The sequence below is a fragment of the Nocardia sp. IFM 10818 genome, from assembly GCF_054655275.1.
The window spans coordinates 6,267,260-6,292,742 of record NZ_BAAHJH010000001.1; the positions used below are offsets into that span (position 1 = coordinate 6,267,260).

A 25,483-nucleotide genomic window follows, 5' to 3' on the forward strand; every position below is an offset into this window, starting at 1 on the left:
GGTATTGCCTCGTCCCGGCTCCACACGAGATCAGACGGCAATAGTTCGCTCAACTCATCGGTCGCGAAAAAGTATTCCTGTCGGGTACGACACGTTTCACCCCAATTTTCGGGGGCACCACGGTCATAGCTCGTTGAAATCAGCTGCTCACCAGCGACTCTCACGAGCGTTCAAGATCGCGGGGTGAGGCTGGTCACGCCCCCTGACGCGACACCCCAGCTCCGTGGGCATGATCCCCGCCCCCTGCTTACGTAGGGTAACGAGCTGTGGGTACAGGGCGGGGGTCGGAAGTCACGCGTTCGCGGTGGACCCTCGTGCTGCTCGCCGCCGGGGCCGGACTGGCGCTGATTCTGCTGTTCACCACGGTCGATCCGTGGATGGACAAGGCCGGGATCCTGGCCGGCGGGCTGGACGCGCACATCTATCGGGACGGGGCGCTGAAGGCGCTGAACGGGGACCCGCTCTATACCGAGCCGACGCTGTACGGGCTGCTCTATACCTACACGCCGTTCTCGGCCATCGCCTTCACCCCGATCGCGGCGGTGCCGTGGGCGTATGTCACCTACACCTGGATGCTGCTGAATCTGGGTGCGCTGTACGGGTGTGTGCTGCTGAGCTGGCAGCTGCTGGGGTATCGGCTGAGCGGGCGGATCGCGGGGGTCAGCGCGCTGCTGGCGATGACGTGCCTGTTCCTCGAGCCGGTGCGCACCACGCTGTTCTACGGGCAGATCAATCTGATGCTGATGCTGCTCGTGCTCTGGGGCTTCTCGCGCCCCGAGGGCAGCAGGCTGCGGGGTGTGGGCGTCGGGATCGCCGCGGGGATCAAGTTGGTGCCCGGCTACTTCATCCTGCAGTTCCTCGCACTGCGGCAGTGGCGTGCGGCCGGCGTCGCGGCGGCGACCTTCGCGGGGACGGTGGCGCTGGCCTGGATCGTGCTGCCCGATGATTCGCGGCAGTACTGGTTGAAGACGTTCTTCGAATCGGATCGCATCGCCCCCGATGACATTCCGGCGAATCAGTCGATTCGGGGGGCCCTCGCCCATCTCGCCCATGGCGAGGCGTCGACGTGGTTGTGGCTGGTGCTCGCCGGAACCGTCGCCGTGGTGAGCCTGGTGGCGACGAGCGCGCTGTACCGGCGCGGTGAACGCCTGCTCGCGGTGACCCTCGCGGGCCTGACGGCGTGCGCGGTCTCCCCGTTCTCGTGGGGCCACCACTGGGTGTGGTTCGTCCCGCTGTTCGTCTACCTCGTCCATCGGGCCCAGGCCCGGCCGTACTGGTGGATCGCGGCGGCGGTGCTGTTCGGCTCGATCGGAGCTTGGGCGTACACCTGGAACACGGAATACGTGTCGATCGGCCTGTTCCTGTACCCGCAGTGGTGGACGATCGCGCCGGTGCTGCTGAACATCTATGTCATCGTGTACGCGATCGTGCTGGCGTTCGGAGTACGAAAAAGCCTTCCACCAGGGGTTTTTCAGCGCATACAACGCAGTGTCGGTTAACTGGCGCGCGGTTTTCCGGCCGTGATGGCTAGAGTCGGACCTCGTGCGTGCAGATTCACCTCGGTTCGCCCGAGTTCGAGTAATCGCCGCCGTATCGGGGGTTCTGGCAGTTCTGCTGGCTGTGGCTACGCCGCTGCTCCCGGTCCGGCAGCAGCAAGCGAGCCTGGATTGGCCACAGCCGCAAGCGGTTCAGCTGACCGCCCCCCTGGTCGACTACGTGCCGCTGTCACTGGATGTGACCATCCCCTGCACGGTATTCCGGGACGCCCCCGGCGGAACCGTGCTGTCGACCATTCCGGCCCAAGCTCCGGGAGCGGCCGAGAAGGGTCTGCTGGTCCGTGTCGAGGACGAACCCGATACCGGGCGCACCCTGTCGGTCCTGCTCCGCAACAATCCGCTGCTGACCGCCTCGCTCACCGAAATCATCGGCGCCGGAACAACACCCGAGGGCGAGCCGACCGCGCCTGATGGCAGCGGGGTGGGCGCCGGACCCACCGCCGCGCCCGCGACCACCGCACCCGGCGCGGCCGCACCCGGCGCCATCCCCCCGGGCGTGACCCCGACACCGGGATCCACACCGCCGCCCGGCACCACTCCACCGCCGGGATCCACTCCCCCGCCTGGCATTACCCGGCCTGGCGGAATCGGCCAGCCGGGGGCTACGCCGCCATCAGGTGAAACTTCGCCGCCCCCTGGCGATTCGGCGCTCAGCCCCGGGGCCGCTCCCGGTGTCGATCCGAATGTCGTTGCGGCTCCGCGCTGTGCGGCACTCGTCGTGCAGTCGACGTCCACCGCCACCACGGCCGAGCTGACCGGCCTCACCCGCGCGGACGGTTCGGCCTTCCACACTGTGGTCGAATCGGATATACGTCCCCAAATCGTCGGCGTCTACACCGATCTGGAGCGCGCCCGACTAGGCGATGCCCGCCTGCACGCCGAGATCGACGCCCGCTTCTCCTCCAGCCCGAGCCCACTGAAACTGGCCGCCATCGCCGGTGCGGTGCTGTTCACCCTCATCGCCCTGATCGCCCTCCACCTGCTCGACACGACCGACGGCCGCAGCGCGCGCCGCTTCCTGCCCGCCCGCTGGTGGCGCCTCACCCCGCTCGACGGTGTGGTCGCCGGCGCCTTGGCGCTCTGGCATGTCATCGGCGCCAACACTTCCGACGACGGCTACATCCTCACCATGGCCCGCGCCTCCCGCGAGGCCGGTTACACCGCCAACTACTACCGCTGGTTCGGCGTCGCCGAAGCCCCCTTCGGCTGGCCCTACGAAGTTCTCGCCCAGCTGACCCGTTTCACCGAAACAGGTCTGTGGCTCCGCCTGCCCGCACTGCTCACCGGCTTGCTGTGCTGGTGGGTGATCAGCCGGGAAGTCCTGCCGCGCCTGGGTTCCCGAGTCCGCTCCAGCACCGTGGCCCGCTGGACCGCGGGCCTGGCCTTCCTGTCCATCTGGCTCCCCTACAACAACGGCCTGCGCCCCGAACCCCTCATCGCCCTGGGCGCACTGCTCACCTGGTGCTCGATGGAACGCGCCATCGCAACCAGGCGTCTGCTCCCCGCCTCCATCGCGGTCCTGATCGCGGCCTTCTCCTTGGCCGCCGGACCGAGCGGCCTGATCTGCGTGGCAGCCCTGATCGCAGGCTCCCGGACGGTCCTCCGCACGATCATTGTTCGCGCCAGGACCGGCGCCGCCGGCCTCGGGCAGGGCCGGAACATGCCCAGCGTCGCGAGCGCCGCCTACCGAAGCGGCAGCAAGCCCATCCGCTCCAGTGGCGACGGTAACAGCGCTCGCGACGAGCTCAGCGGTGCTGGTACCGGCGGCAGCGGCGACGCCAACGGCGGCAACAGTGGCAGAGGCGGCGCAGGCACAGGCGGCGGCGCTCGGGCCGCTAACGCGCGCGAGGACAGAACTCGAGCTGGCAGGCTCACCGGCGCTCCCGGCCACGCCGGTGACGGCAGTAGCGGCGACGAACTCGCCAGCGCGAACACTGGCATCCACGCCGAAATCGGCGGTGTGGGCGTAGACAATGCTCGCGGCGGCAGGGGTGCGGGCTCGCCCGCCCGTGCCGGTGGACGTGTGAGCAGGGCCGGCGACGCGGTGGGCCGCGGTGGTTCGGGCTCGGGTTGGCGGAAGGCGCTGGCCTACAGTGCGCTTGTCGCGCCGGGGTTGGCGGCGGGGCTGGTGGTGCTGGTGGTTGTGTTCGCGGATCAGACGCTGGCGACGGTGTTGGAGGCTACGCGGGTGCGGAAGGCTGTCGGGCCGGATCTGGGGTGGTCGGATGAGCTGACGCGGTGGGAGTCGTTGTTGTCGTTGACGCCTGATGGGTCGGTGGCGCGGCGGTTCGGGGTGCTGGTGATGCTGCTCTGTCTGGGGACGTGCGTGCTGGTGGCGTTGCGGAAGGGTGGGCGGATTCCGGATACCGCGCGGGGGCCGGTGGCGCGGGTGCTCGGGGTGGTGTTCATGGCGCTGGTGTTGATGATGTTCACGCCTACCAAATGGACGCATCATCTCGGGGTGTATGCGGGGCTGGCGGCGGCGGTGGCGGCTGTGACGGCGGTTGCGATGGGGAGCAATGGGGTTCGGGCCCGGCATTACCGGACGCTGTTCGCGGCGGCGGTGTTCTTCCTGCTGGCTGTTGCGTTCACCGGGTCCAGTGGGTGGTGGTACGTGTCCGGCTACGGGGTGGCCTGGCCGGATCGGGCGCCTGCGGTCGGCGGGGTCGCGGTCGCGACGGTATTCCTCGGACTCACGGTCGTGTGCCTGCTGGTCGCCGTGTGGCGGTATTACCGCGAGCCTCGGTTCACCGCCGGCGATGCGGATTCGAAGGTGTCCGACCGCTTCGCGATTCGGCCGTTGACCGCGGCTCTGGCGGCGCTGGTGCTGTTCGAGGTGGGGACCATGGCGGTGGCTGCTTATCGGCAGTACCCGGCCTATTCGGTGGCGCTGTCGAATCTGCGGGCGCTGGGCGGGGATTCGTGCGCCATGGCGGATGACGTTCTCGTGGAGCGGAATACCGGGGATTCGTTGTTGCAGCCGTACACCGGGTCGGTGGCGGATGGGCTCGCGGCGCAGAACACCGGGTTCACGGCCAATGGGGTCGGCTCGTTGATTCCGGATGCGGGTGGGCCCGGCGGGGATCAGCAAGGTCCGCCGCCTGGAGATGGCTCCGGAGCGCCGGGGGGACCCGGCGGCTCGGGTGCCCCCAGCGGCGCAGGCGCACCAGGCGGCTCAAGCGCACCGGGCGGCGCGGGGGGACCCGGCGGCGATCCGCGTGCGGGACAGCCCGGAATCAATGGCAGCACCGTTGCGCTGCCGTTCGGGTTGGATCCGGTGCGCACGCCCGTGCTGGGCAGCTACGCGACCGGAGAAGCGAAGCCCGCCGAGCTGACGTCGCAGTGGTATCGAATCGATCTGGCTGCCGCACTGCGGGATTCGGCCTACCGAGTGCTCGTCCTGACTGCGGCCGGTCATATCGCGTCCGTCGACGACAACGGCCGGGAGCTTCCCGGACAGCGGTTGCGGGTGGAGTTCGCGCATCGGGCCGAGGACGGGACCGTCCGGGCACTGGGCGAGTTGACGCCGCCGACCATCGGCGGCGCGCCGATGTGGCGGAACATGCCGATCGAACTGGGTCGAATTCCCGAGGGAGCCAATGCGATTCGGCTGGTCGCCAGGGTGGACGATCCAACGGGGCGGCAGTGGATCGCCGTCACTCCGCCGCGCCTGCCGAAGCTGGCGACATTGGGTTCGGTGGTCGGCACGGATCCGGTGCTGGCGGATTTCCAGGTGGGATTCGCCTTCCCGTGCCAGCGCCCGTTCGACACCGAGGACGGCGTCGCCGAGCTGCCGGTGTGGCGGATTCTGCCGGACAAGCTCAATGCGCGGGTCGCGGAGACCTGGCAGGGCGATACCGGCGGCGGGCCGCTCGGCTGGACCAACGTGCTGATGCGGTCGCGCACGGTACCCAGCTATCTCGAGCACGATTGGACTCGGGACTGGGGTGAGTTGCAGTTGCTCAACCGGTTCCTCTCGGTGCCGACCGCCACCATCGGCACCCGGGTCGAAACCCGTTGGGGCTGGGCGGATGAGGCGCCGATCACGACCGGCTGACGGCGGCACGCCGTCGGCAGAGATGCCGAAAGAGGCGTGCCCCGGGCCACGGACCCGATGTCCGCACCCGGGGCACGCCCCCGAATTGCTTCCGGTCTTTCCCCGCCGCTAGTTCTGCGGCTGCACCTCGCCGGGCGGCTGGCCCTCGCCCGGCGGCGGTCCCGCGGGCGCCTGACCGGCGGGCAGCGGCTTGCCCACGTACTTGGCGATATCCGGCAGCATGCGGTTGGCCACCTGCTGCCAGTTGCCCCAGTTGTGCACGCCGATGCTCGGGAAGTCGTAGGTCACCTTGTCGTAGCCCAGCGCTCCCAGCTTCGATTCGAACGCACGGGTATTCGCCAGCGCGATCGCCTCCAGCGGCATGCCCTGGATGATGGCGTCGGCCGAGGACAGGTCCTGCTGCGCCGGCTGACCGCTACCCGCGGAGATGTAGAGCTGAGTGCCATTGGCCCGCAGCAGATCCACGAAGTTGTACGGATTCATCCGCCGCCACTTCTCGCTGCCCTCCGGCGCCATGGAATCGATGTTGTAGCCGCCGGCGGCGATCATGGCCAGCCGCAGGGCTTCTCGCATACCCGGCGCGGACATGTTCAGGTAGCCCGACAGCGAACCGGCGTACACGAACTGCTCCGGATGGTAGGCGGCCATCATGAGCGAGGCGCTGCCGCCCATGGAGAGCCCGAACACGCCGTTGCGAGTCTTGCTGAATCCCAAGCGATTCTGCAGCGCGGTCGGCAGGTTCTGGGTCAGGAACGTCTCCCACACATAGGTGCTGGTCTTGCCCGAGGTCTCGGTCCAGCCGGAGATCGCCGATCCGGAATCCGCGCCCGGCAGGGCCGATCCGTCGATGTTCACGCCATTGAAGCTGCTCGGCGCGTCCCAGTCCACATAGAAGCTGGACATGCCGCCGACCGGCATCACCACATTGATATTGAACTTGGCCAGTGCCGCGGGAATGGTGGTGTATTCCTCCCACCCGTTCATATCCGATTCGGCGCGCTCACCGTCGAGCAGGTACACCACCCGATCGGTATTGCCGTCCGCCGCCCGCAGGATCCGAGTCTTGATCGACCCCATGCTGGAGTCCACCCAGAAGTCGAAGGCGGCCGGATCGTATTCCGCCGCAGCCGGTCCAGCTCCCACCGACGCCCCGAACGGTAGCAGCGCGGCCACCACGGCACCGACCACGGTCCGCTTGACCCACCCACCCCGGGATCTGTGTGGGCGCTCCTGCGCCCCTCGCACAGCCACGCCACGCATATCCTGTTTTGGCCTTTCTATTGTGCGGCCCTACCCGGCCGCGCCTCCCCGATCACCCGTCGCGGCCGGAGCCCGGCGCGAGGGTCGCCGTGCAGCATAACGTGCCCATGATGCTGGGGTCTCCCCGAATCCGAATGCCGCCGGGCCTAGGCGGCCGGGCCCGACCGCGCGACCTCGTCCACCAGACGTGCGGTGAGCGGCATGGCGACGCCGTGCCGCAGGGCGGTGCGCAGCAGCGCGCCGCCGAGGGCGTCCACCTCCAGCGGGCGGCCGGCTTCGGCGTCGCGCAGCATCGAGGATTTGGTCTCCGGCGGGAAGGTGTCGCAGAACCGGAGTACCGCGTCGACATCCGCGGGGAGACCGGCTATCCGGCTGAGCTCGGCGAGTTCGTCGAGCAGGGCGACGAACTCGCCGCGATGCTCGGTGCGGATGACGCCGACCGGGCTGCGGTAGCGGGTGGTCATGAGGGCGACGGGAGCGATGAAGAGGAGTTTGCCCCAGAGCGCGGCCGCCTCGTCTTCCATTGTCCGCGTGCGTATTCCGGCGCCGCTCAGGATCCCGGCCAGAGCGTCGAGACGTTCGGGCGGGGCGGTGGCGCTGGCGAGCTCGATATCGACGAACGGGCTGCCCTGCACGATCTCGCCCGGCGACACGCGGGTCGATTCCACTCGAATAACGCCGGGCGCGACCAGTTCCGGGCGATACCGGGCCCGCAGCTGGGCGGGGTGTTCGATGCCATTGAGCAGCGGCACGATCAGGCCGTCTCCCAGCGCGTCCGGTGCTACCCGAGCCAATGCGGCGGTGAGGGAAGTCTGTTTGACGCTGACCAGGCAGGCGTCCACCGGTTCCCGCAGTTCGGTATCCGCCTCGACTTTCACGGTGAAGTCGCCGAACTGCCCGCTGCGCACCTGAATCCCGTGATCGTGCAGGGTCCGGGCGGTTTCCGGGCTGCCGAGGAAGATCACCCGGTGTCCGGCGCGGGCGAGCAGCGCGCCCACCAGTCCGCCGACGCCGCCGGGTCCCAGTACCGCCACGGTCCACGGTTGCTTTTCGGTCATGTGTTTCAGTGTGCGCGCACGGCGATCTTCCGGAGCTGTGAGATTGTTCGCCCCGCGGGACATGCCAAGCCGACCCGAAATGCCGGACGGCGTGGTCTGTTTGCCGATATGCTCACCGCGTTGCCGACCCGAGGGGAGGGCTGGGCACTGGATACGCTGTGGACCTATATCACCGACCACCGCGAGCAGCTGGTGACGGATTCCTATCTGCACGTCTCCGCGGTGGTGCAGTCGGTGCTCATCGCCGCGATCGTGTCGATCGTGATCGGTGCGCTGGTCTACCGCAGTCCGCTCGGCTCCGCGGTCTCGACGGCGACGGCAAGCATCATCCTGACCATTCCGTCCTTCGCCCTGCTCGGAATTCTGATTCCCGTTCTGGGACTGGGTGTTCCGCCGACCATTACCGCGCTGGTGCTCTACGCGCTGCTGCCGATTCTGCGCAATACCATCGTGGGGTTGTCCGCGGTGGATCCCGCGGTCACCGATGCCGCGCGCGGGGTGGGCATGAACCGGCTGCGAGTGCTCACCGCGATCGAACTGCCGCTGGCCTGGCCGGCCATTCTCGCCGGTATGCGGATCAGCACTCAGCTGATCATGGGCATTCTGGCCATTGCCGCCTATGCGAAGGGCCCCGGCCTGGGCAATCTCATTTTCTCGGGCCTGTCGCGGCTGGGCACGCCGACCGCGGTGCCGCAGGCGCTGACCGGCACGGTGCTGATCATCGTGCTGGCGCTGCTGCTCGACGCCCTGCTCGTCCTCGCCGGACGACTGACCACTCCCGGGGGTATACGTGACTGAGACCGTCGAACCGGCCGTGTCCGGGGTCGAGATCGTGCTCGACTCGGTCACCAAACGCTATTCCGGGCAACGGGATCCGGCGGTGGAGAACGTGTCGCTGACGATTCCCGCCGGGGAGACGGTGGTGCTGGTCGGGCCGTCGGGCTGCGGCAAGACCACCACCATGCGGATGATCAACCGGCTCATCGAACCCAGTTCGGGGACGATCACCATCGGCGGACAGGATGCCGCGGCGGTGAATCCGGATCGGCTGCGGCGCGGGATCGGGTATTCGATCCAGCAGGCCGGGCTGTTCCCGCATCTCACCGTCGCCAAGAATGTGGCGACAGTGCCGGGGCTGATCGGCTGGGATCGCAAGCGGATCGGCGATCGGGTGGATGAGATGCTCGATCTGGTCGGGCTCGATCCGGGGACCTTCCGCGACCGGTATCCGCGTCAGCTCTCCGGCGGTCAGCAGCAGCGGGTCGGGGTGGCGCGGGCGCTGGCCGCGGATCCGCCGGTGCTGTTGATGGACGAGCCGTTCGGGGCGGTCGATCCCATCACCCGCGGGCTGCTGCAGGACGAGTTGCTGCGGCTGCAAGCGGAATTGCGCAAGACCATCGTGTTCGTCACCCACGACTTCAATGAGGCGGTGAAGCTCGGTGATCGAATCGCGGTGCTGGGCAATCGGTCTCGCATCCTGCAGTACGACACACCCGGTGCCATCCTGGCCAAGCCCGCCGATGCGACGGTCGCCGGATTCGTGGGCGCGGATGCGGCGCTCAAGCAGCTGACGCTGACCCGCGTGCAGGACGTCGAACTCGGTGCGTGCGCCACCGCGCTGGAGACCGACTCGGTGGAGTCGCTGCGCACCGCGCTCGCCGGGAGCGGTAAGGACTTCGGGCTCGTGCTGGACGAGCAGCGCCGCCCGCTGCGCTGGGTCACGCTCCCCCAGCTCGAACGGGCGTCATCGCTGCGGGACGCGGGAACGACCGTGGGCGAGGGCGTTTCCCTGCGCTCCACCTTGCAGGAGGCCCTGGAAGCGCTACTGGCCGACAGCACGGCGAATGCCGTCGTCACCGGCCGGCGCGGCGTGTACGCGGGCCTGATCACCATCGACACCCTGGTCGCGCACCTGTCGGCCATCCGCACGCATACCGGAAACGGCTCGGCATGACCGCGCAGACCGAACGCCGCGCCGAACGCATCCGGCTCTTCGCGCAGCCGGCGCTCGCCCTGCTGCTGAGCGCCGGAGTGCTGGTGTGGGCCTTCGCCCGGGAGCTCACCGCCACCCAGCAGGCCAGCCTGAGCGCGGGCAATATCGCCACCGTCACCTGGGAGCACGTGCTCATCACCGCGACCGTGGTGGCCATTGTCATCGTGCTGGCGGTTCCGCTCGGCACCGCGCTCACGCGTCCCCGATTCCGCCGTCTCACACCACTTTTCGTGGGAATAGCCAATATCGGGGCGGCGGCGCCGGCCATCGGCCTCATCGTGCTGTTCTACCTGATCACCCGCACCACCGGGTTCTGGATCGGCGTGGCCCCCATCGTGCTGCTGTCGCTGCTGCCGGTGCTGCGCAATACGATCCTCGGCTATCAGCAGGTCGATCCCACGCTCATCGACGCCGGTCGCGGACAGGGCATGTCGGCCGCCACGGTCCTGCGCCGCATCGAATTCCCGCTCGCCGTGCCGTACATCCTTGCGGGACTGCGCACTTCGCTGGTGCTGGCGGTGGGCAGCGCGACCCTGTCGTTCCTGGTGAGCGCGGGCGGGCTTGGCATTCTCATCGATACCGGCTACAAGCTGCGCGACAATGTCACGCTCTGGGTGGGCGCGCTGCTGGCGGTGGCGCTGGCGCTGCTCGTCGACTGGGTGGGCGCGCTGGCGGAGCGCTTCCTCGGACCGAAGGGGCTGCGATGAGGGCCCGGATCCGGTGCGGCTGTGCGCTGTTCGCGGCGGCGCTCGCCGTGCTGCTGCTCTCCTCCTGCGGTCTGGAAGCGGGCCGTTCGGTGCCGCTGCGGGTCGAGCCCGGCAGCATCCGGCCGATTCCCGAATTGCAGGGCGTGCGAATCACGGTCGGCTCCAAGGATTTCACCGAACAGGAAACCCTCGGCCTGATCATCGCCTTCGCCCTCGACGCGGCCGGCGCCGAGGTCCGCGATCTCACCGATATCGTCGGCTCCAACAGCCTGCGCGACGCCCAGCTCCGGGGCCAGGTCGATATCGCCTACGACTACACCGGCACCGGCTGGATCAACTACCTGGGCAACGAATCTCCCATCCCGGGCTCGGACGCCCAATTCACGGCCGTGCGCGACGCCGACCTCGCCGCGCACGGAATGGTCTGGGCCGCCATGGCTCCCATGAACAACACCTACGCCATCGCGACCAGCGCCCGCACCGCGGAGGAAACCGGCGTCCGCACCCTGTCCCAGTACGCCGCCCTGATCAATACCGATCCAGCAGCCGGATCCACCTGCGTAGGAACCGAATTCAACGTCCGCCAAGACGGTTTCCCCGGCCTGGCCCGCAAATACGGCATCGACACCGCCAAGGTCCAGAAACAGGTGGTCGACGACGCCATCGTCTACCAATCCACCGCCGACGCCCGCCAATGCCGCTTCGGCTCGGTCGCCGCCACCGACGGCCGCATCCCCGCACTCGACCTCCGCCTGCTCGAGGACGACCTCGGCTTCTTCCCCCGATACAACGCCGCCCTCGTCATGCGCGAAGACTTCGCCCGCGCCCACCCACAGGTCATCGAGGTCCTCACCCCCATCTCCCGCCTGCTCACCAACGAGTCCGTCACCGACCTCAACCGCAAGGTCGACGTCGAGGGCCGCGAACCCGCCACCGTCGCCCGCGAATGGATGGCCGCCCAGGGCTTCATCACCATCCCCTGATCGGCATCGGCCCGAGTGCTCAGTTGAAGCCGTCGATGTGGGAGAGCTTGTCCGGGTTGCGGACCGCGTAGATGCCGCGGACCAGCTCGGTGTCCGGGTCGATGTCGAGGACGACGACGGCGTAGGGGGAATCGCCGGACATGACGACGGCCGAGGGGTCGCCATTGACCCAGCGGTGCGTGATGCCGAGATCGGGGACGCTGTCGACGACCAGGGGGCTGGTGATGAGGCGGGCGATCTTGTCGGCGCCGTGGACCGGGCGCAGGGCGGCGCGGGATTTGCCGCCGCCGTCGGACCAGAAGGTGGCGTCGGGGGCGAGCAGGGCGAGCAGGGCGGTGACGTCGCCACCCACCTGGGCGGCCAGGAATTTCTCGGTGACGGCGCGCTGGACCTGCGGGTCCGCCTGGTAGCGGGGGCGACGGGCGTGCACGTGGGAGCGGGCGCGGTGGGCGATCTGGCGGATGGCCGGGGTTTCGCGGGAGAGGATTTCGCCGATCTCGGCGTGCGGGTAGCCGAAGACGTCGTGCAGGACGAAGACCACGCGTTCGAGCGGGGTGAGGGTCTCCAGGACCACCAGCATGGCCAGTGACACCGTTTCCGCGCGCAGGGTGGGATCGGCGGCGTCGGCGCTGTCGCGGACCTCGGGGAGGTCGCTGACCAGGGGCTCGGGCAGCCAAGGGCCGACATAGGTTTCGCGGCGGCGGGATTCCAGGGTGCGCCGGGACAGCGCGTGGTTGACGGCGATGCGCACCAGATACGCACGCGGGCTGGTGATCTCCTCGGCGCCGGGGCGATTGCGGCCGACCCAGGCCAGCCAGGTGTCCTGCAGCACGTCCTCGGTGTCGGCGACGCTGCCGAGCATGTTGTAGACGATGGAGAACAGCAGTTCGCGGTGGGCGGCGAAAATCTCGGTCGCCTCGTGATCGGTGCTCTCGCTCATCGCATCTCCTCGGGGTCCTGCCGTCATCTTGCCGCACGGCGGCACGGGGGTATCGCTTCGCTGGTGGGAAACGGCGCGGAAAACGTGACGTCCCGATGCCGGATGTGATGTGAATCGCTCGGTGTCACGCTCCCCGGCCCGTGCGGCTCTGGGTTGGCGAACGGACGACAACGGTCCGTCCCCCGAAGTGAAGGACACCGCCAGTGCTCCCATCCACCGAAACACCCTCGTTCCTGGCGACCCGCCGCGGCAAACTGACCTTGGCGCTGCTGTGCACGGTCGCATTCCTGGATTTCGTCGACGGTTCGATCGTCAATGTCGCGCTGCCGACCATCCAGCACGAGCTGGGCATGTCCGTGTCGACGCTGCAATGGGTCACCAGCGGTTACATGCTCACCTACGGTGGGTTGCTGTTGCTGGGCGGTCGGCTGGCCGATCTACTGGGCCGCCGCCGGGTGCTCATCACCGGCACCGTGCTCATCGCGATCGCCTCGGCGACCGGCGGGCTCGCCCGGGACGGCGGCCTGCTGATCGGCTCGCGGCTCGCGCAGGGCGTGGGCGCCGCGCTCATGCTGCCCGCCGCGCTGTCGATCCTGACGACCAGCTTCCGTGAGGGATCCGATCGCAATACCGCCCTGGGCATCTGGGGCGGCGCGGCCGGGCTGGCCTCGGCCTCCGGCGTGCTGCTGGGCGGCCTGCTCACCCAGGGACCGGGCTGGCGCTGGGTGTTCTACGTCAACACCCCGGTGTGCCTGCTGGTGCTGGCCGCGATTCCGGCGCTCATTCCCGATGACAGCCGCAATGAAATCCGCGGCGGCTTCGACGTTCTCGGCACCGCGCTCGCCACCAGCGGCCTCATGCTGCTGGTCTACGCCCTGGTGAAGGCCCCCGATCACGGCTGGGGCGACGCCCGCACCCTCGTCATGCTCGCCGTCGCCGCCGCCCTGCTGATCGCCTTCGTGGTCAATGAATCCCGCGCCGCCGCTCCCCTGGTCCCGCTGTCCATCTTCCGCATCAAGGGCCTGGCCGCCGCGAACCTGGCCTACCTCAGCATCGCCGCCGGCATGCTGGCCATGTTCTTCTTCCTGACCCTCTACATGCAGTCGGTCCTCGATTTCAGCGAACTCGAAGCGGGCCTGGCCTACCTCCCGTTCAGCCTGGTGCTGGCCGTCGCCGCCGGCCTGTCGGCAAAACTGTTCGCCCGCACCGGCACCCGCCCGTTCATCGTGGTCGGCGCGGCGATCACCGGCCTCGGCCTGCTGTGGCTGTCCCGCATCCCCACCGACGGCTCCTACCTCACCGACATCCTCCCCGGCATGCTGGTCATGGCCGTCGGCGCGGGCGCGGTCTTCGTCGCCGCCAACACGGCCGCCAACGCCGGAGTCCCCACCGAACAAGCGGGTTTGGCCGCGGCCCTGCTGAATACGGCCCAACAACTCGGCGGCGCACTCGGCATCGCGATCCTCACCGCCATCGCCACCTCCCGCACCACCGACGAACTCACCGCGGGCGCCCCCACCCCGGACGCCATGACCTCCGGCTTCCAACTAGCCCTCCTCGTCGGCGGCTTCCTCGCCCTGGCCGCCGCCGTCATCGGCGTACGCACCGCCGACACCCGCGGCGCAGACCCCGAACCCGCCCCCTCGGGCGCGGAAGTCATTGCCGCATAACGCGGGGCAGGAGGCCACGGTCCATGGCGACGACCACGGCGTGCGTGCGGTCGCTGACGTCGAGTTTGGCGAAAATGCGCAGCAGGTGGGTCTTGACCGTGGCCTCGGCGATGGTGAGGCGCTTGCCGATGTCGGGATTGGACAGGCCGGCGGCCACGGCTTGCAGGACGTCGATTTCGCGGGGGGTCAAGGGGATCGGGTCCGGGCGGCGCATGCGGGCGATGAGCAGGTCGGCGACTCGTGGGGCGAGGACGGTGCGGCCGCGGGCGGCGGCCCGGATGGCTTCGACGAGTTGGTCGCGGGTGGTGTCCTTGAGCAGGTAGCCGATGGCGCCGGCTTCGATGGCGCGTTCGATGTCGGAGTCGGTGTCGTAGGTGGTGAGGATGAGGACGCGGGTGCCGGTGCGGGCGGTGATCTCGCGGGTGGCGGCGACGCCGTCGAGCACCGGCATGCGCAGATCCAGCAGGGCCACATCGGGTTTCAGGGCCTCGGCGAGTTCGATGGCGGCGCTGCCGTTTTCGGCCTCGCCGACAATGTCGATGCCGGGTTCGGCGGCCAGCAGGGCGGCCAGGCCCGCCCGCAGGACGATGTGGTCGTCGGCGAGGATCAGGCGCAGGGGTTCGGGCATGTCAGCTCCGATCGGGGTGGGGTAGCAGGGCGAAGACGCGGGTGCCCTCGCCGGGCGCGCTGGTCACGGTGAGCTCGCCGCCGAGTTCGGCGAGCCGGTTGCGCATGCCGTCGAGCCCGAAGCCGCGGGCCGCGCTCGGCGTGAATCCGAGTCCGTCGTCGGTGATTTCGAGTTCGAGCCCGGCGCAGGCATCGGTCAGGACGAGGCTCACCGTGCTCGCCCCCGCATGTTTGCGCACATTCGCCAGCGACTCCTGCGTGCAGCGCAGCAGCGCGATGCGGGTGGGCTGATCGCACTCGACGTCCGCCAGATCGGCGAGCACGGTCAGCCCGGTGTCCTCGGCGAAACGGTCGAGGACGCGCCGCAGCGAGGGCGCGATCCCACCGGTCGCGCCGCCGGAGGCCGGGGCCGAGCCGACGAGAACGCGGGCCTCCGTGAGGTTCTCGCGGGCGGTGCGCTCGATCGACAGCAGCTGCTTGGCACTGGTCGCCGGGTCGTTCTCGATCCCGTTCCGGGCCGCCTCCGCCAGCATGATGATGGAGGCGAAACCCTGCGCGAGCGTGTCGTGGATTTCCCGCGCCAGCCGTTCGCGCTCCTCGGCCGCACCCTGCCGCTGATGCGCCGCGGCCAATTCCGATTGCGCCCGTTCCAGTTCGGCCCCGAGCACGCGGGCGCGCTCGTCGCCCTGCCTGATCACCCGGTCCATCCACAGCCCGAGCAGGATGCCGCCCGCCAGGCCCAGCAGGGTGAAAACCGTATTGCCCGGCGAATAGATCGGCCCGATGAGGGTCCCGATCAGCGTGGCCACCGCGGCCGCGACGGTGAACCCGACCGCCCGACGCGCGGTCCGCGTGTGAATCCAGAACATGGGCAGCGACACGATGAAGAACGCCGCGCCGCCTTCGAGGGGGATGGCCGTCGCGCCCAGTACCAGGATCAGCACCGCCAGGAAGACATTCGGCCGCAGCACGGGATTACGCGGGAACATCAACAGGATCAGGTAACTCACGCCCAGCACCGCCACCAGCGCGAAGACCACCGCCCGGGTGGCCGGATCGCGGTCGTGCATGGCGACCAGCGGCGGCCACAGGCCGCCCAGCACCCAGAGGCCGATGTACCACCGCCGCAGCATCCGGATCCGGAACCGGTCCTCGGTGCGCGGGCGGTGGTTCATTTCGCTCAGCTTACTTTCACCGGCGTGCGGCCCGCCGTGGCGGCGACGGGCCGGACCGGCCACCAGGTGCGTTCCCCCAGCAGGAGCAGCACGGCGGGCAGGATGACGATCCGGATGACGAACGCGTCCAGCAGCACGGCCGCGGCCAGCGCGAAGCCCATCTGCTTCATCTCCAGGATGTGCAGCGGGATGAAGCTGGCGAATACCGTGACCATGACGAAGGCGGCGCTGGTCACCACGCCCGCCGAGGCGCCGATGCCGTCCAGCACGGCCCGGCGGGCGGGCGCTCCGGCGTCCACGGCCTCCTTGATCCGGCTCAGGACGAAGACCTGGTAATCCATGGACAGCCCGAACAGGATCACGAACAGCAGCAGCGGAACCCGCGACCCGATGCTGCCGGTCGAGGTGAAGTCCAGCAGGTTCTCGGCCCAGGAGCGCTGGAAGACCAGCGTCAGCAGGCCGAGCGAGGCTCCGGCCGACAGCAGGTTCAGCACCACTCCGATCGCGCCGAGGATCACCGACCGGAAGGCCACCACGGTCAGCGCGAACGTCACCAGCAGCAGCGCCCCGATGATCAATGGCAGCTTCGCCTTCTGGTGCGCCGGGTAATCGGCGTAGCGGGCGACGTCGCCGGTCACCGCGTAGTCGATATCGGGGAGCGCGCCGATCGTGGCCGGGAGGTAGTCCGCGCGCACCCGCTCGAGCGAGGCGGTGGCCGCCTTCTCGCTGACATGGTGCGGGACGGGCAGTTCCAGCAGGCTGACCCGGCCGTCCGCCGAGGTGCGCAGTGCGGCGCCGCCGGTCAGGCCGGGATCGGTCGCGGCCCGCTCGGCGAGGGCGCGCAGTGCGCTCGTGACCTCGTCGGCCCGGGCCGGGTCGGCCGCCACGACCACCTGGTGCATCGACTTCAGTTCGGGGAAGGCGGCATTGAGCCGGTCGAAGGTCCGCATGGCCGGGATGATGCGCGGATGCGTCTCCCGTCCCATATCGGTGAGCTCGAGACCGAGCAGCGGCATCGTGAGCGCCAGCATGGCGAGTACCGAAACCAGCAGTCCCGCACCGGGCCTCGCCGCGATCCGGCGCAGCACGAAGCCGGTGAACCGCCCGCCGTCCGACGATTCCCGGTGCGCGCGTGCGGGTCCGGCCGATTTCCGGGCGGCCCGGCGGTCGGCTCGTTCGGTGAGCACCGTCAGCAGTGCGGGCAGCGCGGTGAGCGAGCTGACCATCGCCACCAGGGTGACCAGGATCGCGGCGGTGGCGATCGAGGAGAAGATCACGTCATCGGCGAGATACAGCGTCGCCGTGGAGATCACGACCGCGAGCCCGGACACCACGACCGCCCGCCCCGAGGTCGCCGCCGCCAGTCCCACCAGCGCCCGCGCGTCCAGCGCGCCGCCGGAACGCGCCTTCTCCTCCCGCGCGCGCTTCAGATAGAACAGCGTGTAGTCGACCCCGACCGCCATCCCGATGAGCAGAATGATATTGGCGCCGATCCCATTGTCCGGGAACACATGTGAGGCCACCATCGACAATCCGATCGCGGCCGCGATGGACGATACGGCCAGCAGCACCGGCACCAGCGCCATGGCCACCGAGCGGAAGACCAGCAGCAGCGTGAGCAAGGTGACCGGCAGCGCGATCATCTCGGTACGCGCCAGATCCCGCCCGCGCAGTGCGTCGACGCCGCTGCTGATCGACGGCCCGCCGGTCTCCTCGATCAGCAGTCCGGGATTGACCCGCTGCACCTCGGCGGTCTGCGCCCGCAGCGCGCCCACGTGCTTGTCGCCGTCGAGTTCCGAGCCGGTCACGGTCACATCGACCCGCAGCGCGGCGCCGTCCGCCGAATACACCGGTGCGGCAACGGACTCCACTTCGGGCAGCGCCCGCATCCGAGCGGATATCTCCTGTGCGGCGCGCTCGGCGGCTCCGTCCAGCCGCGCCCCGTGATCGGTGATCAGCACCCGCTCCACGGCCCGCTGCTGCAATCCGCCCGAGGCGGCGAGCGCCTCGCCCCGCCCGGCCTCACCGATCCGGAAATCCTCGGTGGCGGCGTCCCGCCCGCCGATTCCCGCCCCCACCGCGAGGCACAACGCGACGAACACGAACCATCCGACTATGGCGAGCCACGGACGACTCGCGCTCCAACCGGCTATGGCCACCAGGCGATTTCGCATACGTGAATGCTGCTATCCGGCCTCCGGCCCCGGACAGCCCCGACCGGTCGAACCTCGTGTCCACCGACCGGTGGACACGAGCCCGCTCCGCGTCAGTCCGCGAGCGTCCAGACCTGCGCCATCGTGAACGGATGCCCGCGCAGCTCCGCCCATTTCGGCTTCGCCTCGAGCCAGGCGTCGTCCACCAGCGCCTCGCGCATCTCGGTCAGCCGCCATCCGGCCGCCACGCCCGCGGTGACGTGATCGCTGAACAAGTGCAGGTTGGTGGTGATCGCCAGCGGCTCCCCCGATCCGGCGGTGTAGTGGGTGGGCATTCCGGTGACCATCATGAACTGCGGGTGATAGCTCACCAGCACGAATGTCGCGCCGGGAGCGGCCAGCCGCCGCGCCTCGGCGTAGAACGGCCGCAGGTCCGGCAGGTGCTCGTCCACCAGCGAGGAGATGACCAGATCGTAAGCGCCGCCGGTCAATCCGCTCTCCCGCACATCCGCCTGGGCGAGGGTCGTGTGCGCTCCCCGTCCCAGGGCCAGCGTCAGCATTCCGGAACTCGAATCGACGCCGTCGATCTCGGTGATCCCCTTGCCCCGCAACCAGCTCCCGGTGCGCCCGGTTCCGCACCCCAGATCGGCCGCCCGCCCGATCCGGTCCCAGCGCACGTCGAGGCGATCCAGCAAGGCCAGGTCCATCTCGTCCATGACGGTCTGCTCGTAGGTGGCGGCCCAGCCGTCGTATCCGGTGACGGCATCAACGGTGCGATAGTTCCGGCGATCGAAATCCGCGAAGGTTGGCATGCCCGGCAGTATTCCGCCCGAGACCGGCCGCCGCCCAGCCATTTACAGCGGCGTCCACTTATCGTAATTTAATTACGGTAGTAGTTTGATTACTAGTCCAACGTGAGCGCTGGAGGCGGCCATGGACGAAATCATGCGAAGTGTCGGGACCGTGGAGCCGATGACGGCATACCCCACCGTGGACGAACTGAACGCGTTCATCGACCGGTTGGCCGCCGAGCAGCCGACCCTGGTGCAGATCAACGAGATCGGGCGGTCGCGGGCGGGTGATCCGATTCGGGACGTGCAAATCGGTTCCGGGCCGCGACAACTCGTGGTGCTGGGCAATCCGCATCCCAACGAGCCGATCGGGATGGCGACGATCCGGCATCTGCTCTCGCGGCTGGCCGGGGACGAGGACCTGCGCAAGGGACTGGGAGCGACCTGGCATTTCGTGCCGTGCATCGATCCGGACGGCACGCGCCTGAACGAAGGCTGGTACCGCGGCCCGTTCACTCGGACACACGTGTCGCGCAATGTGTTCCGGCCGCCGGGCGTCGAGCAGCCCGAGTGGTCGTTCCCGGCCCGCTGGCGGGACCGGGAGATCGGAACGCCCATGCCGGAGACCCTGGCGTTGATGAAACTGATCGACTCGGCCCGGCCCGAGTTCATCGCCTCGCTGCACAATGCCGATTTCGGCGGCGGGTTCTTCTATACGACCGGAGGCGACGAGGACTACTGGTCGGCGCTGACCGGGCGGCTCCTCGAGCACGGCGTGCCGATCCATCAGGGCGAACCCGATGCGCCCGGCGCCGGTCTGCGCGCGCCCGGGGTATTCGAACTGCCGACCGTGGCGCACATGTGCGATGCCCTGGCCGAGACGGGCGCGGACCCGCTGGCCGAGTTCACCGGCGGCGGCGCCCACGATTACACCCTCGATTACGGCACCGCCGTGCTGGTCTGCGAACTGCCGCTGTGGACCGACCCGCGCGTATCGGACGACTCACCCGGTGATCGCCCCTTGGCGGAGGTCCTGCGGTCCGCCGCGGCGCATTACGAGGACACCGCGCAGGCCGTGAGCGCGGTCCTGGACCGGGTCGGCGCCGAACCGGCCGTAGCCAATCCGTTCCGGCCGGCCGTCACGGCCCTGCTCGGATCGGTCCGGAATTTCGCCGCCGCCAAACGCGCCGCCCGCGCTCCCGAGCGGAATGCCACACGGGCGGAGATCTTCGCCGAGCAGTACCAGTGGGCGGCGCTGCTGCGATTGCGGCTGGGCGGCATGCTGGTTCGCATGCTCGCGGCGGAATCCGCCGTCTCACCCGCGGCCGAGGCGGAGCGCGCGCGGTTCGGCGCCCTCTTCGAGCGGTGGTGCGCCGAGATCGAACGCGAGGCCCCCGGCGAGCCGGTACGGCTGGACCGCCTCGTCGCCATTCAGGCCGCCGCCATCCTGACGGCGGTGACCAGGCTGCGCGACGGCCTGCCGATCTGACCGCTACTGTCGGAGCCGTACCGCCGACCGAAGGGATGCGATGCGCCTGACCCGCGCCGAGGCCCGGCAACGCAATCGGGCGGCCCTGATCGAGGCCGCCATTGCCGAAATGGCGGCCAAGGGCTACGCCGCCGCCCGGCTCGAGGACATCGCCGAGCGCGCCGACGTCACCACCGGGGCCGTCTATTCGATCTTCGGCAGCAAGCAGCAACTGCTGGCGGCCACCGTGGAGCAGGTCGGCGACCGCATCGACGCCTCCACGGCGGAGCTGGAGGATCCGGACCTCACCGTGACGGCGGTGCTGCACGGCCTCGCCGCCCACTACTTCCGAACGGCCACCGACGACCGGGCGCGCCGGCACATGGCCTTCGAGCTGGAATTGACCAGTGCGGCCCTGCGCGATCCGGCCATCGGCGAGATCCTCGTCGAGGCCATCACCGGCGCCGGCGACAAACGCATCTCCGAACTGCTGACCGATCGCCGGCTCGCGGCCGATCCCGCCGCGCCCCGCACGAATGCCGAACAGGCGCACCGGATCGCGGTCGCGGTGAACGCGCTGCTGGGCGGCCTCGCCCAGCGCGCGGTACTCGCCCCGGACACCGTCACCGAGGACGATTTCCACAGCGCCGCAGCGGCACTGGCGTCACTGGCGCACTGAGAGCGCGGTGAACTCGTCCAGCGCGGCCAGATCGAAATCGCCGTGATCGCTGCCGAGTCCGCGCGCCACCTGCGCGGCCGCGGCACAACCCAATACTGCGCCCGCGCGCGGATGGCGGCCCAGACCGATAACGCGCAGGAACCCGGCGGAGAACGCGTCACCGCAGCCGACGGTGTCGACGACCTCGACCGGGAAGGCCGGCACGGCAATGGTTTCCGAGGCCGTGACGACCAGCGCGCCCGCGGCTCCATCGGTGACCGCCACACAGCCGACGCCCCGGTCGACGAGCTGCGCGCCCCGCCCCTCGGGGATGGCGTCGACCGGCCGGACCTGCACGTCGAAGACGTGCGCGCCGAGACAGATGACGGTGTGCGTCATGAGCTTTCCTTCGTGTCGAGCTGCCGGGGCTTGCCGTATCCCCGGGCGAAGGCGGCCGCGATGACCGCTTGCTGCTGGGCCTGGTCGAGGGCGCGCGGGGTACCGAGCGCGGCGGCCGTCAGGTAGAGATCACACGCCCATTCCAGCAGCAGCACGTTCTCCACCGCGGCGTCGAGCGTCGGCCCGAGGGCGACCGCGCCGTGATTGGCCAGTAGGGCGGCCTGTTTGCCGTCGAGCGCCGCCAGCACCGATTCGGCCAGTTCGGTGGTGCCGAAGGGCGCGAACGGGGCGACCCGGATCGCGCCGCCGAGGAGGAGCTGCTGATAGTGCACACAGGGCAGCTCGTCGAGCACCAGGGACAGCGCGGTGGCCTTGGGCGAGTGGGTGTGCACGACGGCTCCGGCGCCGTAGCGCGCGTAGATGCCCAGGTGCAGTTCGAGTTCCGAGGTGGGGGCCAGCTCCCCGGCCACCGCCGTGCCCTCGGCGTCCACCACCGTCACCTCGTCGGTCGTGGTGTGCGCGAGCACCACTCCGGTCGCGGTGACCGCGATCAGATCGTCCGCGCGGGCGCTGACATTGCCGGCAGTGCCGATCAGCAGTCCTTCGGCAGCGAGCCGTCGTCCGGCCGCCGCCACCTCCGCACGGATTCTCGTGAGCTTCGGGTCGTCCACAAGGCCACACGCTAACCGAACGTCCGCTCGGTCAGCGTGGGATCCGCCCGGCTGTCCGCGAGCGCCGGGTCTCGCGGCGGCGCGGCACGCGGTGCAGGATCACCACGGGTACTGTCCGATTCGGGTCGGCGAGGTGCTCCCGGAAGTCCGGGGCCCGTTCGATGATGCGGGCGATCAGGTCGTCGCGCTCGGCGGCCGGGGCGATCCTGGCCACGCCATCGTGGATCTCGGCGCCGATCTCCACGGTGACCGCGGGGTTCGCGCGAATGTTGTGGTACCAGGCGGGGAGTCGCGCCCCACCCAGTCCACGGGCGACCACCACGGGGTGGCCGCCGACCTCCACGTACGCCAGCGGATTGGTGCGCCGCAGCCCGGTGCGGGCGCCGACGGTGGTCAGCAGCACCAGGCTGGTCCCGGCGAAGCGGCCGCCGACCCGGCCCCCGTTCGCGCGGAACGCCGCGATGACGCGCCGCTGGAATTGGTGATGGTCGCGCTCGGGCAGGGTCGGGGTGTGCATATCAGCAGTTGCTCGGGGCGGGTTCGCCGCGGAAGCGGGCATCGATCCAGCTGACCGCGGACGGGATGCCGAGCACGGCGGTGCTGAGATGGTCGGGGCTGGAGAACAATTCCGACAGCACCGGCACGCCCGCCGTGCAGTAGCGGTGCATGGTGTTGTCGATGGCGTCCACCGGAATGAGCGCGTCCTGCGGGGCATGCCACTCGTAGATGGGGGCCATCGGAATGCCGTCGTGCAGTTCGAGGCTGTTGGCCTCCACCACCTCGCGCGCCTCCGCGTCGCCGATGAGCGAGATGGAGGTGGCGACGTCCATGACGCCGCGGCCGGCCCCGGCCAGCAGGATGTCATTGGTGCATCCGTTGGCGATGCTGTCGCGAATGGCCAGGCCGGTCGGGTTCATGTGGTCGCTGATGGGCAGCTGTTCCGGATACTCGCGTTCCATGCCGATGGCGGCGGCGATGGCCAGGCCGAAGACCGGATGGCGCTGATAGCCGAGGCCCTCGATCATCTTCACCAGGTTCATCGGCACGCCGCCCTCGGCCGCGCCGACCAGGTTCAGTTCCGGGGCGTACTCGCGCTGCAGCGCCGCGGCCCAGGCGGTGGCCATCCCGCCGCCGGAATAGCCGAGCATGGCGACGGGGCTGGCGCCCAGGCCGAGTTCGGCCACGCGCTGTACGGCGCGAATGCCGTCGAGGGTGATCAGGCCGCCCAGGCGCGCCGCGCCGTAGGCGAAGTTCGGGCCGAGGTGATCGGGCAGCGCGATCGACCAGCCGCGCGCGAGCACGGCATTGAGCGCGGGGGCCTCCTTGACCTGCAGGTTCGGGTCCGAGGTGTAGAGCACCTGGGAGACAGCGCATTTCGTGCCGAGGCCATTGATGATGTGCTGATAGGACAGCAGCGGCGCGCCGGGCCGGTGGTTCATGGGGGTGAGCACCGTGGTGGTGGCCGCGATCGGTGCGCCGGTGGAATTGGTCGACCGGAATTTGACCAGGGTGACCCGGGCGCCCGGGAATGTGAACAGCGGCGGCATCGGGCGCACCGCCAATACCTCACCGGGCGCCTTGGAATCGATATCGGGGGGTGCGGCGAAGAATGGATCGGGATTCGGTATCGGATAGATCGGCGCCGCCGCCGCGGTGGCCGGAGCCAGCAGCAGCGCGGGCAGAGCGGTCAGCAGCAGGAAATGCTTTATTCGAGCTGACGGCATTGACCATCCTCCATTCGACGTTTGCTGACGATTTCAGTGATCCAGGGCCGCCGCCATGAACGGCCAGGAATCGTGGAGATCCTGCTGCCAATACGGCCAGGAATGGGTGCCGTCCTGGCGCAGTACGAAATTGGCCGGTACGCCGACCGCGGCGATCCGACGCTGGAAATCCAGTGTGCAGTCGTGAATTCCGTATTCCAGGATCGCGCCGAAGGTGACCGCCTGCGGCATGAGCGGATCGGTGAGGCTGGCCGGTCCGGGCACTCCGTTGCCGGACGACACGTACACCGCCTTGCCCGCCAGCGCCGCGGCATTGGTCATGGGATCGTGCGCGGCCCAGGCCGGGTCGCCGTCCCAGCCCCACATATTGTCCGGGTTGCCGCCCACCCAGCCGATGGCATGCCGGATTGCCATGCGCGCCTCGTTGCTGAGCGTGTCCGGGCAGCCGCTGAACATGGCCAAACCTTCGTAGAGCCCGGGATGCCGGGTGGCGAGCACGGCGGCGGAGGCTCCGCCCATGGACAGCCCGCCGATCGCATTGCGACCGGTGCCGTGGAACCGCTCGTCGATGAGCGGGGGGAGCTCCCGGGTCAGGAAGGTCTCCCATTTGAGCACGCCGCCCAGGGCGGGTTCGGGCTGCTGCCAATCGGTGTAATAGCTGCCTTTTCCACCGATCGGCAAAATCACGTTCACGTTCTTGTCGGCGAAGAACGGCACGATGTCGGTCTTCTGCGTCCAATTGGTCTCCGACGGACCGGTATCGACGCCGTCCAGCAGATAATAAGCCGGTCGCGGAGCGGTGCCGACCGGGTGCAGCACATCGACGGTGATCACCCGCCGCATGGCGGCGGAATACACCGCCAGCTGAGACCGCTTGGGGCTCAGTTCCGTTATTCGGACGATCTCACTGACATTTACCGGTTCGGCCGCGACGCTGCGGGCGGTGACGAGCAGCAATCCCATTGTGAGGACCGCCACGAGGGTTGCTCTGCGTTGTTTCACGGTCATCGACTCCCACCATCGGGATGTCTATCCGGACGCCGGTCACACAATATGTGAAGAATTCGCGTCTGCGCCGGATATGTCCGATCCGCGTGTCGAATGCGCCGTGCGCCCTCAGGACCGGCGCGCCCTCAGGACTCGATGCGGAACGAGGCGCTGCGCCCGCGCGCCTCCAGCCGTCCGTCGCCCCAGCTCGCGCTGCCGTAAGCGTCGACCTCGATGGCGTAGTCGCCCGTGGTCAGGGCCGCGGGCAGCCGCATCGAGGTCCACGGATGCCGTTCCACGATGTCCAGGTAGGTCCGGTGCGCGGCATCGCCCAACGCCACCAGGAAGATTCGCGCGTACTCGAACTTCTTGTGCGTCCCGGTTTCCGGGGACCACGTGATGCCGAGCGAGCGGCTGTCGGTGAATTCGATGGCGACCCGCAGCCTCGCGGCCTGCTCGAGCCCGGCCTGGTGCCTCACGACTTGCCTCCTACGAATCTCTGCATCCAGGCTGGCACGGACCGTGCGGTGAGGCAATGCGAATGGTCACGGGCACACCGGTGGTGCACACGGCCGCCGGGCAGCCGCGCGGCCGCCGGTGTGCACG

Annotated in this window: 22 protein-coding genes; 9 read left to right on the forward strand and 13 right to left on the reverse strand. The window is 69.2% G+C overall.

What is annotated here, in order from left to right:
- Window positions 1-266 precede the first annotated feature (266 nt).
- Together ACYQ5L_RS29170 and ACYQ5L_RS29175 are read left to right on the forward strand one after the other, a co-directional pair.
- Window positions 267-1,499, forward strand: a complete 1,233-nt coding sequence (locus ACYQ5L_RS29170) for a glycosyltransferase 87 family protein (RefSeq protein WP_459961436.1) — start codon at window positions 267-269, stop codon at window positions 1,497-1,499.
- Between the two features lie 121 nt (window positions 1,500-1,620).
- Window positions 1,621-5,613, forward strand: coding sequence for an arabinosyltransferase domain-containing protein (locus ACYQ5L_RS29175; protein WP_459961437.1), 3,993 nt, complete (start codon window positions 1,621-1,623; stop codon window positions 5,611-5,613).
- A 108-nt stretch (window positions 5,614-5,721) separates the two neighbouring features.
- Here the strand turns inward: ACYQ5L_RS29175 and ACYQ5L_RS29180 are convergent, their stop codons facing one another.
- Together ACYQ5L_RS29180 and ACYQ5L_RS29185 are read right to left on the reverse strand one after the other, a co-directional pair.
- Window positions 5,722-6,873 (reverse strand): alpha/beta hydrolase, encoded by a 1,152-nt coding sequence (locus tag ACYQ5L_RS29180; RefSeq protein WP_459961438.1) that lies wholly within the window; start codon window positions 6,871-6,873, stop codon window positions 5,722-5,724.
- Window positions 6,874-7,019: 146 nt separating this feature from the next.
- Window positions 7,020-7,931, reverse strand: a complete 912-nt coding sequence (locus tag ACYQ5L_RS29185) for a ketopantoate reductase family protein (protein ID WP_459961439.1) — start codon at window positions 7,929-7,931, stop codon at window positions 7,020-7,022.
- A gap of 147 nt (window positions 7,932-8,078) precedes the next feature.
- On the opposite strand from ACYQ5L_RS29185, the gene ACYQ5L_RS29190 reads away from it, so the two are divergent.
- From ACYQ5L_RS29190 to ACYQ5L_RS29205, 4 genes are read left to right on the forward strand one after another with little or no spacing between them, the layout of a single operon-like run.
- Window positions 8,079-8,729, forward strand: coding sequence for an ABC transporter permease (locus ACYQ5L_RS29190; RefSeq protein ID WP_459963577.1), 651 nt, complete (start codon window positions 8,079-8,081; stop codon window positions 8,727-8,729).
- On the forward strand, window positions 8,722-9,885 hold the full coding sequence (locus ACYQ5L_RS29195) for an ABC transporter ATP-binding protein (protein ID WP_459961440.1): 1,164 nt from the start codon (window positions 8,722-8,724) through the stop codon (window positions 9,883-9,885). Before ACYQ5L_RS29190 ends, ACYQ5L_RS29195 begins: the two co-directional genes overlap by 8 nt.
- On the forward strand, window positions 9,882-10,631 hold the full coding sequence (locus ACYQ5L_RS29200) for an ABC transporter permease (protein WP_459961441.1): 750 nt from the start codon (window positions 9,882-9,884) through the stop codon (window positions 10,629-10,631). Before ACYQ5L_RS29195 ends, ACYQ5L_RS29200 begins: the two co-directional genes overlap by 4 nt.
- Window positions 10,628-11,614, forward strand: a complete 987-nt coding sequence (locus ACYQ5L_RS29205) for a glycine betaine ABC transporter substrate-binding protein (RefSeq protein WP_459961442.1) — start codon at window positions 10,628-10,630, stop codon at window positions 11,612-11,614. The genes ACYQ5L_RS29200 and ACYQ5L_RS29205 overlap by 4 nt, the downstream gene beginning before the upstream one ends.
- Before the next feature lie 19 nt (window positions 11,615-11,633).
- Here ACYQ5L_RS29205 and sigJ read toward each other — a convergent pair whose 3' ends face one another.
- Complete coding sequence (gene sigJ / locus ACYQ5L_RS29210) at window positions 11,634-12,554, reverse strand: RNA polymerase sigma factor SigJ (protein ID WP_459961443.1); 921 nt, start codon at window positions 12,552-12,554, stop codon at window positions 11,634-11,636.
- A gap of 203 nt (window positions 12,555-12,757) precedes the next feature.
- Here sigJ and ACYQ5L_RS29215 point away from each other — a divergent pair, with 203 nt between their 5' ends.
- On the forward strand, window positions 12,758-14,224 hold the full coding sequence (locus ACYQ5L_RS29215) for an MFS transporter (RefSeq protein WP_459961444.1): 1,467 nt from the start codon (window positions 12,758-12,760) through the stop codon (window positions 14,222-14,224).
- Here the strand turns inward: ACYQ5L_RS29215 and ACYQ5L_RS29220 are convergent.
- From ACYQ5L_RS29220 to ACYQ5L_RS29235, 4 genes are all read right to left on the reverse strand, one after another.
- On the reverse strand, window positions 14,211-14,852 hold the full coding sequence (locus ACYQ5L_RS29220; RefSeq protein WP_459961445.1) for a response regulator: 642 nt from the start codon (window positions 14,850-14,852) through the stop codon (window positions 14,211-14,213). The genes ACYQ5L_RS29215 and ACYQ5L_RS29220 overlap by 14 nt on opposite strands.
- Before the next feature lies 1 nt (window position 14,853).
- Entirely contained in the window at window positions 14,854-16,026 is a 1,173-nt protein-coding gene (locus ACYQ5L_RS29225; RefSeq protein WP_459961446.1) for a sensor histidine kinase, read from the reverse strand.
- A 5-nt stretch (window positions 16,027-16,031) separates the two neighbouring features.
- Window positions 16,032-18,200: an MMPL family transporter gene (locus tag ACYQ5L_RS29230; RefSeq protein ID WP_459961447.1), complete on the reverse strand. Its 2,169-nt coding sequence runs from the start codon at window positions 18,198-18,200 to the stop codon at window positions 16,032-16,034.
- A gap of 92 nt (window positions 18,201-18,292) precedes the next feature.
- Window positions 18,293-18,991, reverse strand: coding sequence for a class I SAM-dependent DNA methyltransferase (locus tag ACYQ5L_RS29235; protein WP_459961448.1), 699 nt, complete (start codon window positions 18,989-18,991; stop codon window positions 18,293-18,295).
- A 160-nt stretch (window positions 18,992-19,151) separates the two neighbouring features.
- On the opposite strand from ACYQ5L_RS29235, the gene ACYQ5L_RS29240 reads away from it, so the two are divergent.
- Window positions 19,152-20,459, forward strand: coding sequence for a M14 family zinc carboxypeptidase (locus tag ACYQ5L_RS29240; RefSeq protein WP_459961449.1), 1,308 nt, complete (start codon window positions 19,152-19,154; stop codon window positions 20,457-20,459).
- Between the two features lie 40 nt (window positions 20,460-20,499).
- A complete protein-coding gene (locus ACYQ5L_RS29245; protein ID WP_459961450.1) occupies window positions 20,500-21,117 on the forward strand; it encodes a TetR family transcriptional regulator in 618 nt (205 codons plus the stop codon).
- On the opposite strand, the gene ACYQ5L_RS29250 is transcribed toward ACYQ5L_RS29245, so the two are convergent.
- From ACYQ5L_RS29250 to ACYQ5L_RS29275, 6 genes are all read right to left on the reverse strand, one after another.
- The gene (locus ACYQ5L_RS29250) at window positions 21,103-21,495 is read right to left on the reverse strand and encodes a carbohydrate kinase family protein (RefSeq protein ID WP_459961451.1); all 393 of its coding nucleotides are present in this window, start codon (window positions 21,493-21,495) and stop codon (window positions 21,103-21,105) included. The genes ACYQ5L_RS29245 and ACYQ5L_RS29250 overlap by 15 nt on opposite strands.
- On the reverse strand, window positions 21,492-22,166 hold the full coding sequence (locus tag ACYQ5L_RS29255) for a class II aldolase/adducin family protein (protein ID WP_459961452.1): 675 nt from the start codon (window positions 22,164-22,166) through the stop codon (window positions 21,492-21,494). Before ACYQ5L_RS29255 ends, ACYQ5L_RS29250 begins: the two co-directional genes overlap by 4 nt.
- 31 nt (window positions 22,167-22,197) lie before the next feature.
- Window positions 22,198-22,683 (reverse strand): nitroreductase/quinone reductase family protein, encoded by a 486-nt coding sequence (locus ACYQ5L_RS29260; protein ID WP_459961453.1) that lies wholly within the window; start codon window positions 22,681-22,683, stop codon window positions 22,198-22,200.
- A 1-nt stretch (window position 22,684) separates the two neighbouring features.
- A complete protein-coding gene (locus ACYQ5L_RS29265; RefSeq protein WP_459961454.1) occupies window positions 22,685-23,890 on the reverse strand; it encodes a lipase family protein in 1,206 nt (401 codons plus the stop codon).
- Window positions 23,891-23,923: 33 nt separating this feature from the next.
- Window positions 23,924-24,898 carry an alpha/beta hydrolase gene (locus tag ACYQ5L_RS29270; protein WP_459961455.1) on the reverse strand — a complete coding sequence of 325 codons (975 nt, stop codon included), beginning with the start codon at window positions 24,896-24,898 and terminating at the stop codon, window positions 23,924-23,926.
- Between the two features lie 125 nt (window positions 24,899-25,023).
- Window positions 25,024-25,356: a hypothetical protein gene (locus ACYQ5L_RS29275; protein WP_459961456.1), complete on the reverse strand. Its 333-nt coding sequence runs from the start codon at window positions 25,354-25,356 to the stop codon at window positions 25,024-25,026.
- Window positions 25,357-25,483 lie beyond the last annotated feature (127 nt).

Excerpts from the sequence above, each read along its gene's own strand:
- ACYQ5L_RS29250 (WP_459961451.1), bottom strand. The coding sequence starts at position 21,495 with ATGACGCACACCGTCATCTGTCTCGGCGCGCACGTCTTCGACGTGCAG.
- ACYQ5L_RS29225 (WP_459961446.1), bottom strand. The coding sequence starts at position 16,026 with ATGAACCACCGCCCGCGCACCGAGGACCGGTTCCGGATCCGGATGCTG.
- ACYQ5L_RS29270 (WP_459961455.1), bottom strand. The coding sequence starts at position 24,898 with ATGACCGTGAAACAACGCAGAGCAACCCTCGTGGCGGTCCTCACAATG.
- ACYQ5L_RS29220 (WP_459961445.1), bottom strand. The coding sequence starts at position 14,852 with ATGCCCGAACCCCTGCGCCTGATCCTCGCCGACGACCACATCGTCCTG.
- ACYQ5L_RS29260 (WP_459961453.1), bottom strand. The coding sequence starts at position 22,683 with ATGCACACCCCGACCCTGCCCGAGCGCGACCATCACCAATTCCAGCGG.
- ACYQ5L_RS29200 (WP_459961441.1), top strand. The coding sequence starts at position 9,882 with ATGACCGCGCAGACCGAACGCCGCGCCGAACGCATCCGGCTCTTCGCG.
- ACYQ5L_RS29235 (WP_459961448.1), bottom strand. The coding sequence starts at position 18,991 with ATGCCAACCTTCGCGGATTTCGATCGCCGGAACTATCGCACCGTTGAT.
- ACYQ5L_RS29180 (WP_459961438.1), bottom strand. The coding sequence starts at position 6,873 with ATGCGTGGCGTGGCTGTGCGAGGGGCGCAGGAGCGCCCACACAGATCC.
- ACYQ5L_RS29265 (WP_459961454.1), bottom strand. The coding sequence starts at position 23,890 with ATGCCGTCAGCTCGAATAAAGCATTTCCTGCTGCTGACCGCTCTGCCC.
- ACYQ5L_RS29205 (WP_459961442.1), top strand. The coding sequence starts at position 10,628 with ATGAGGGCCCGGATCCGGTGCGGCTGTGCGCTGTTCGCGGCGGCGCTC.
- sigJ (WP_459961443.1), bottom strand. The coding sequence starts at position 12,554 with ATGAGCGAGAGCACCGATCACGAGGCGACCGAGATTTTCGCCGCCCAC.
- ACYQ5L_RS29230 (WP_459961447.1), bottom strand. The coding sequence starts at position 18,200 with ATGCGAAATCGCCTGGTGGCCATAGCCGGTTGGAGCGCGAGTCGTCCG.
- ACYQ5L_RS29185 (WP_459961439.1), bottom strand. The coding sequence starts at position 7,931 with ATGACCGAAAAGCAACCGTGGACCGTGGCGGTACTGGGACCCGGCGGC.
- ACYQ5L_RS29240 (WP_459961449.1), top strand. The coding sequence starts at position 19,152 with ATGACGGCATACCCCACCGTGGACGAACTGAACGCGTTCATCGACCGG.
- ACYQ5L_RS29245 (WP_459961450.1), top strand. The coding sequence starts at position 20,500 with ATGCGCCTGACCCGCGCCGAGGCCCGGCAACGCAATCGGGCGGCCCTG.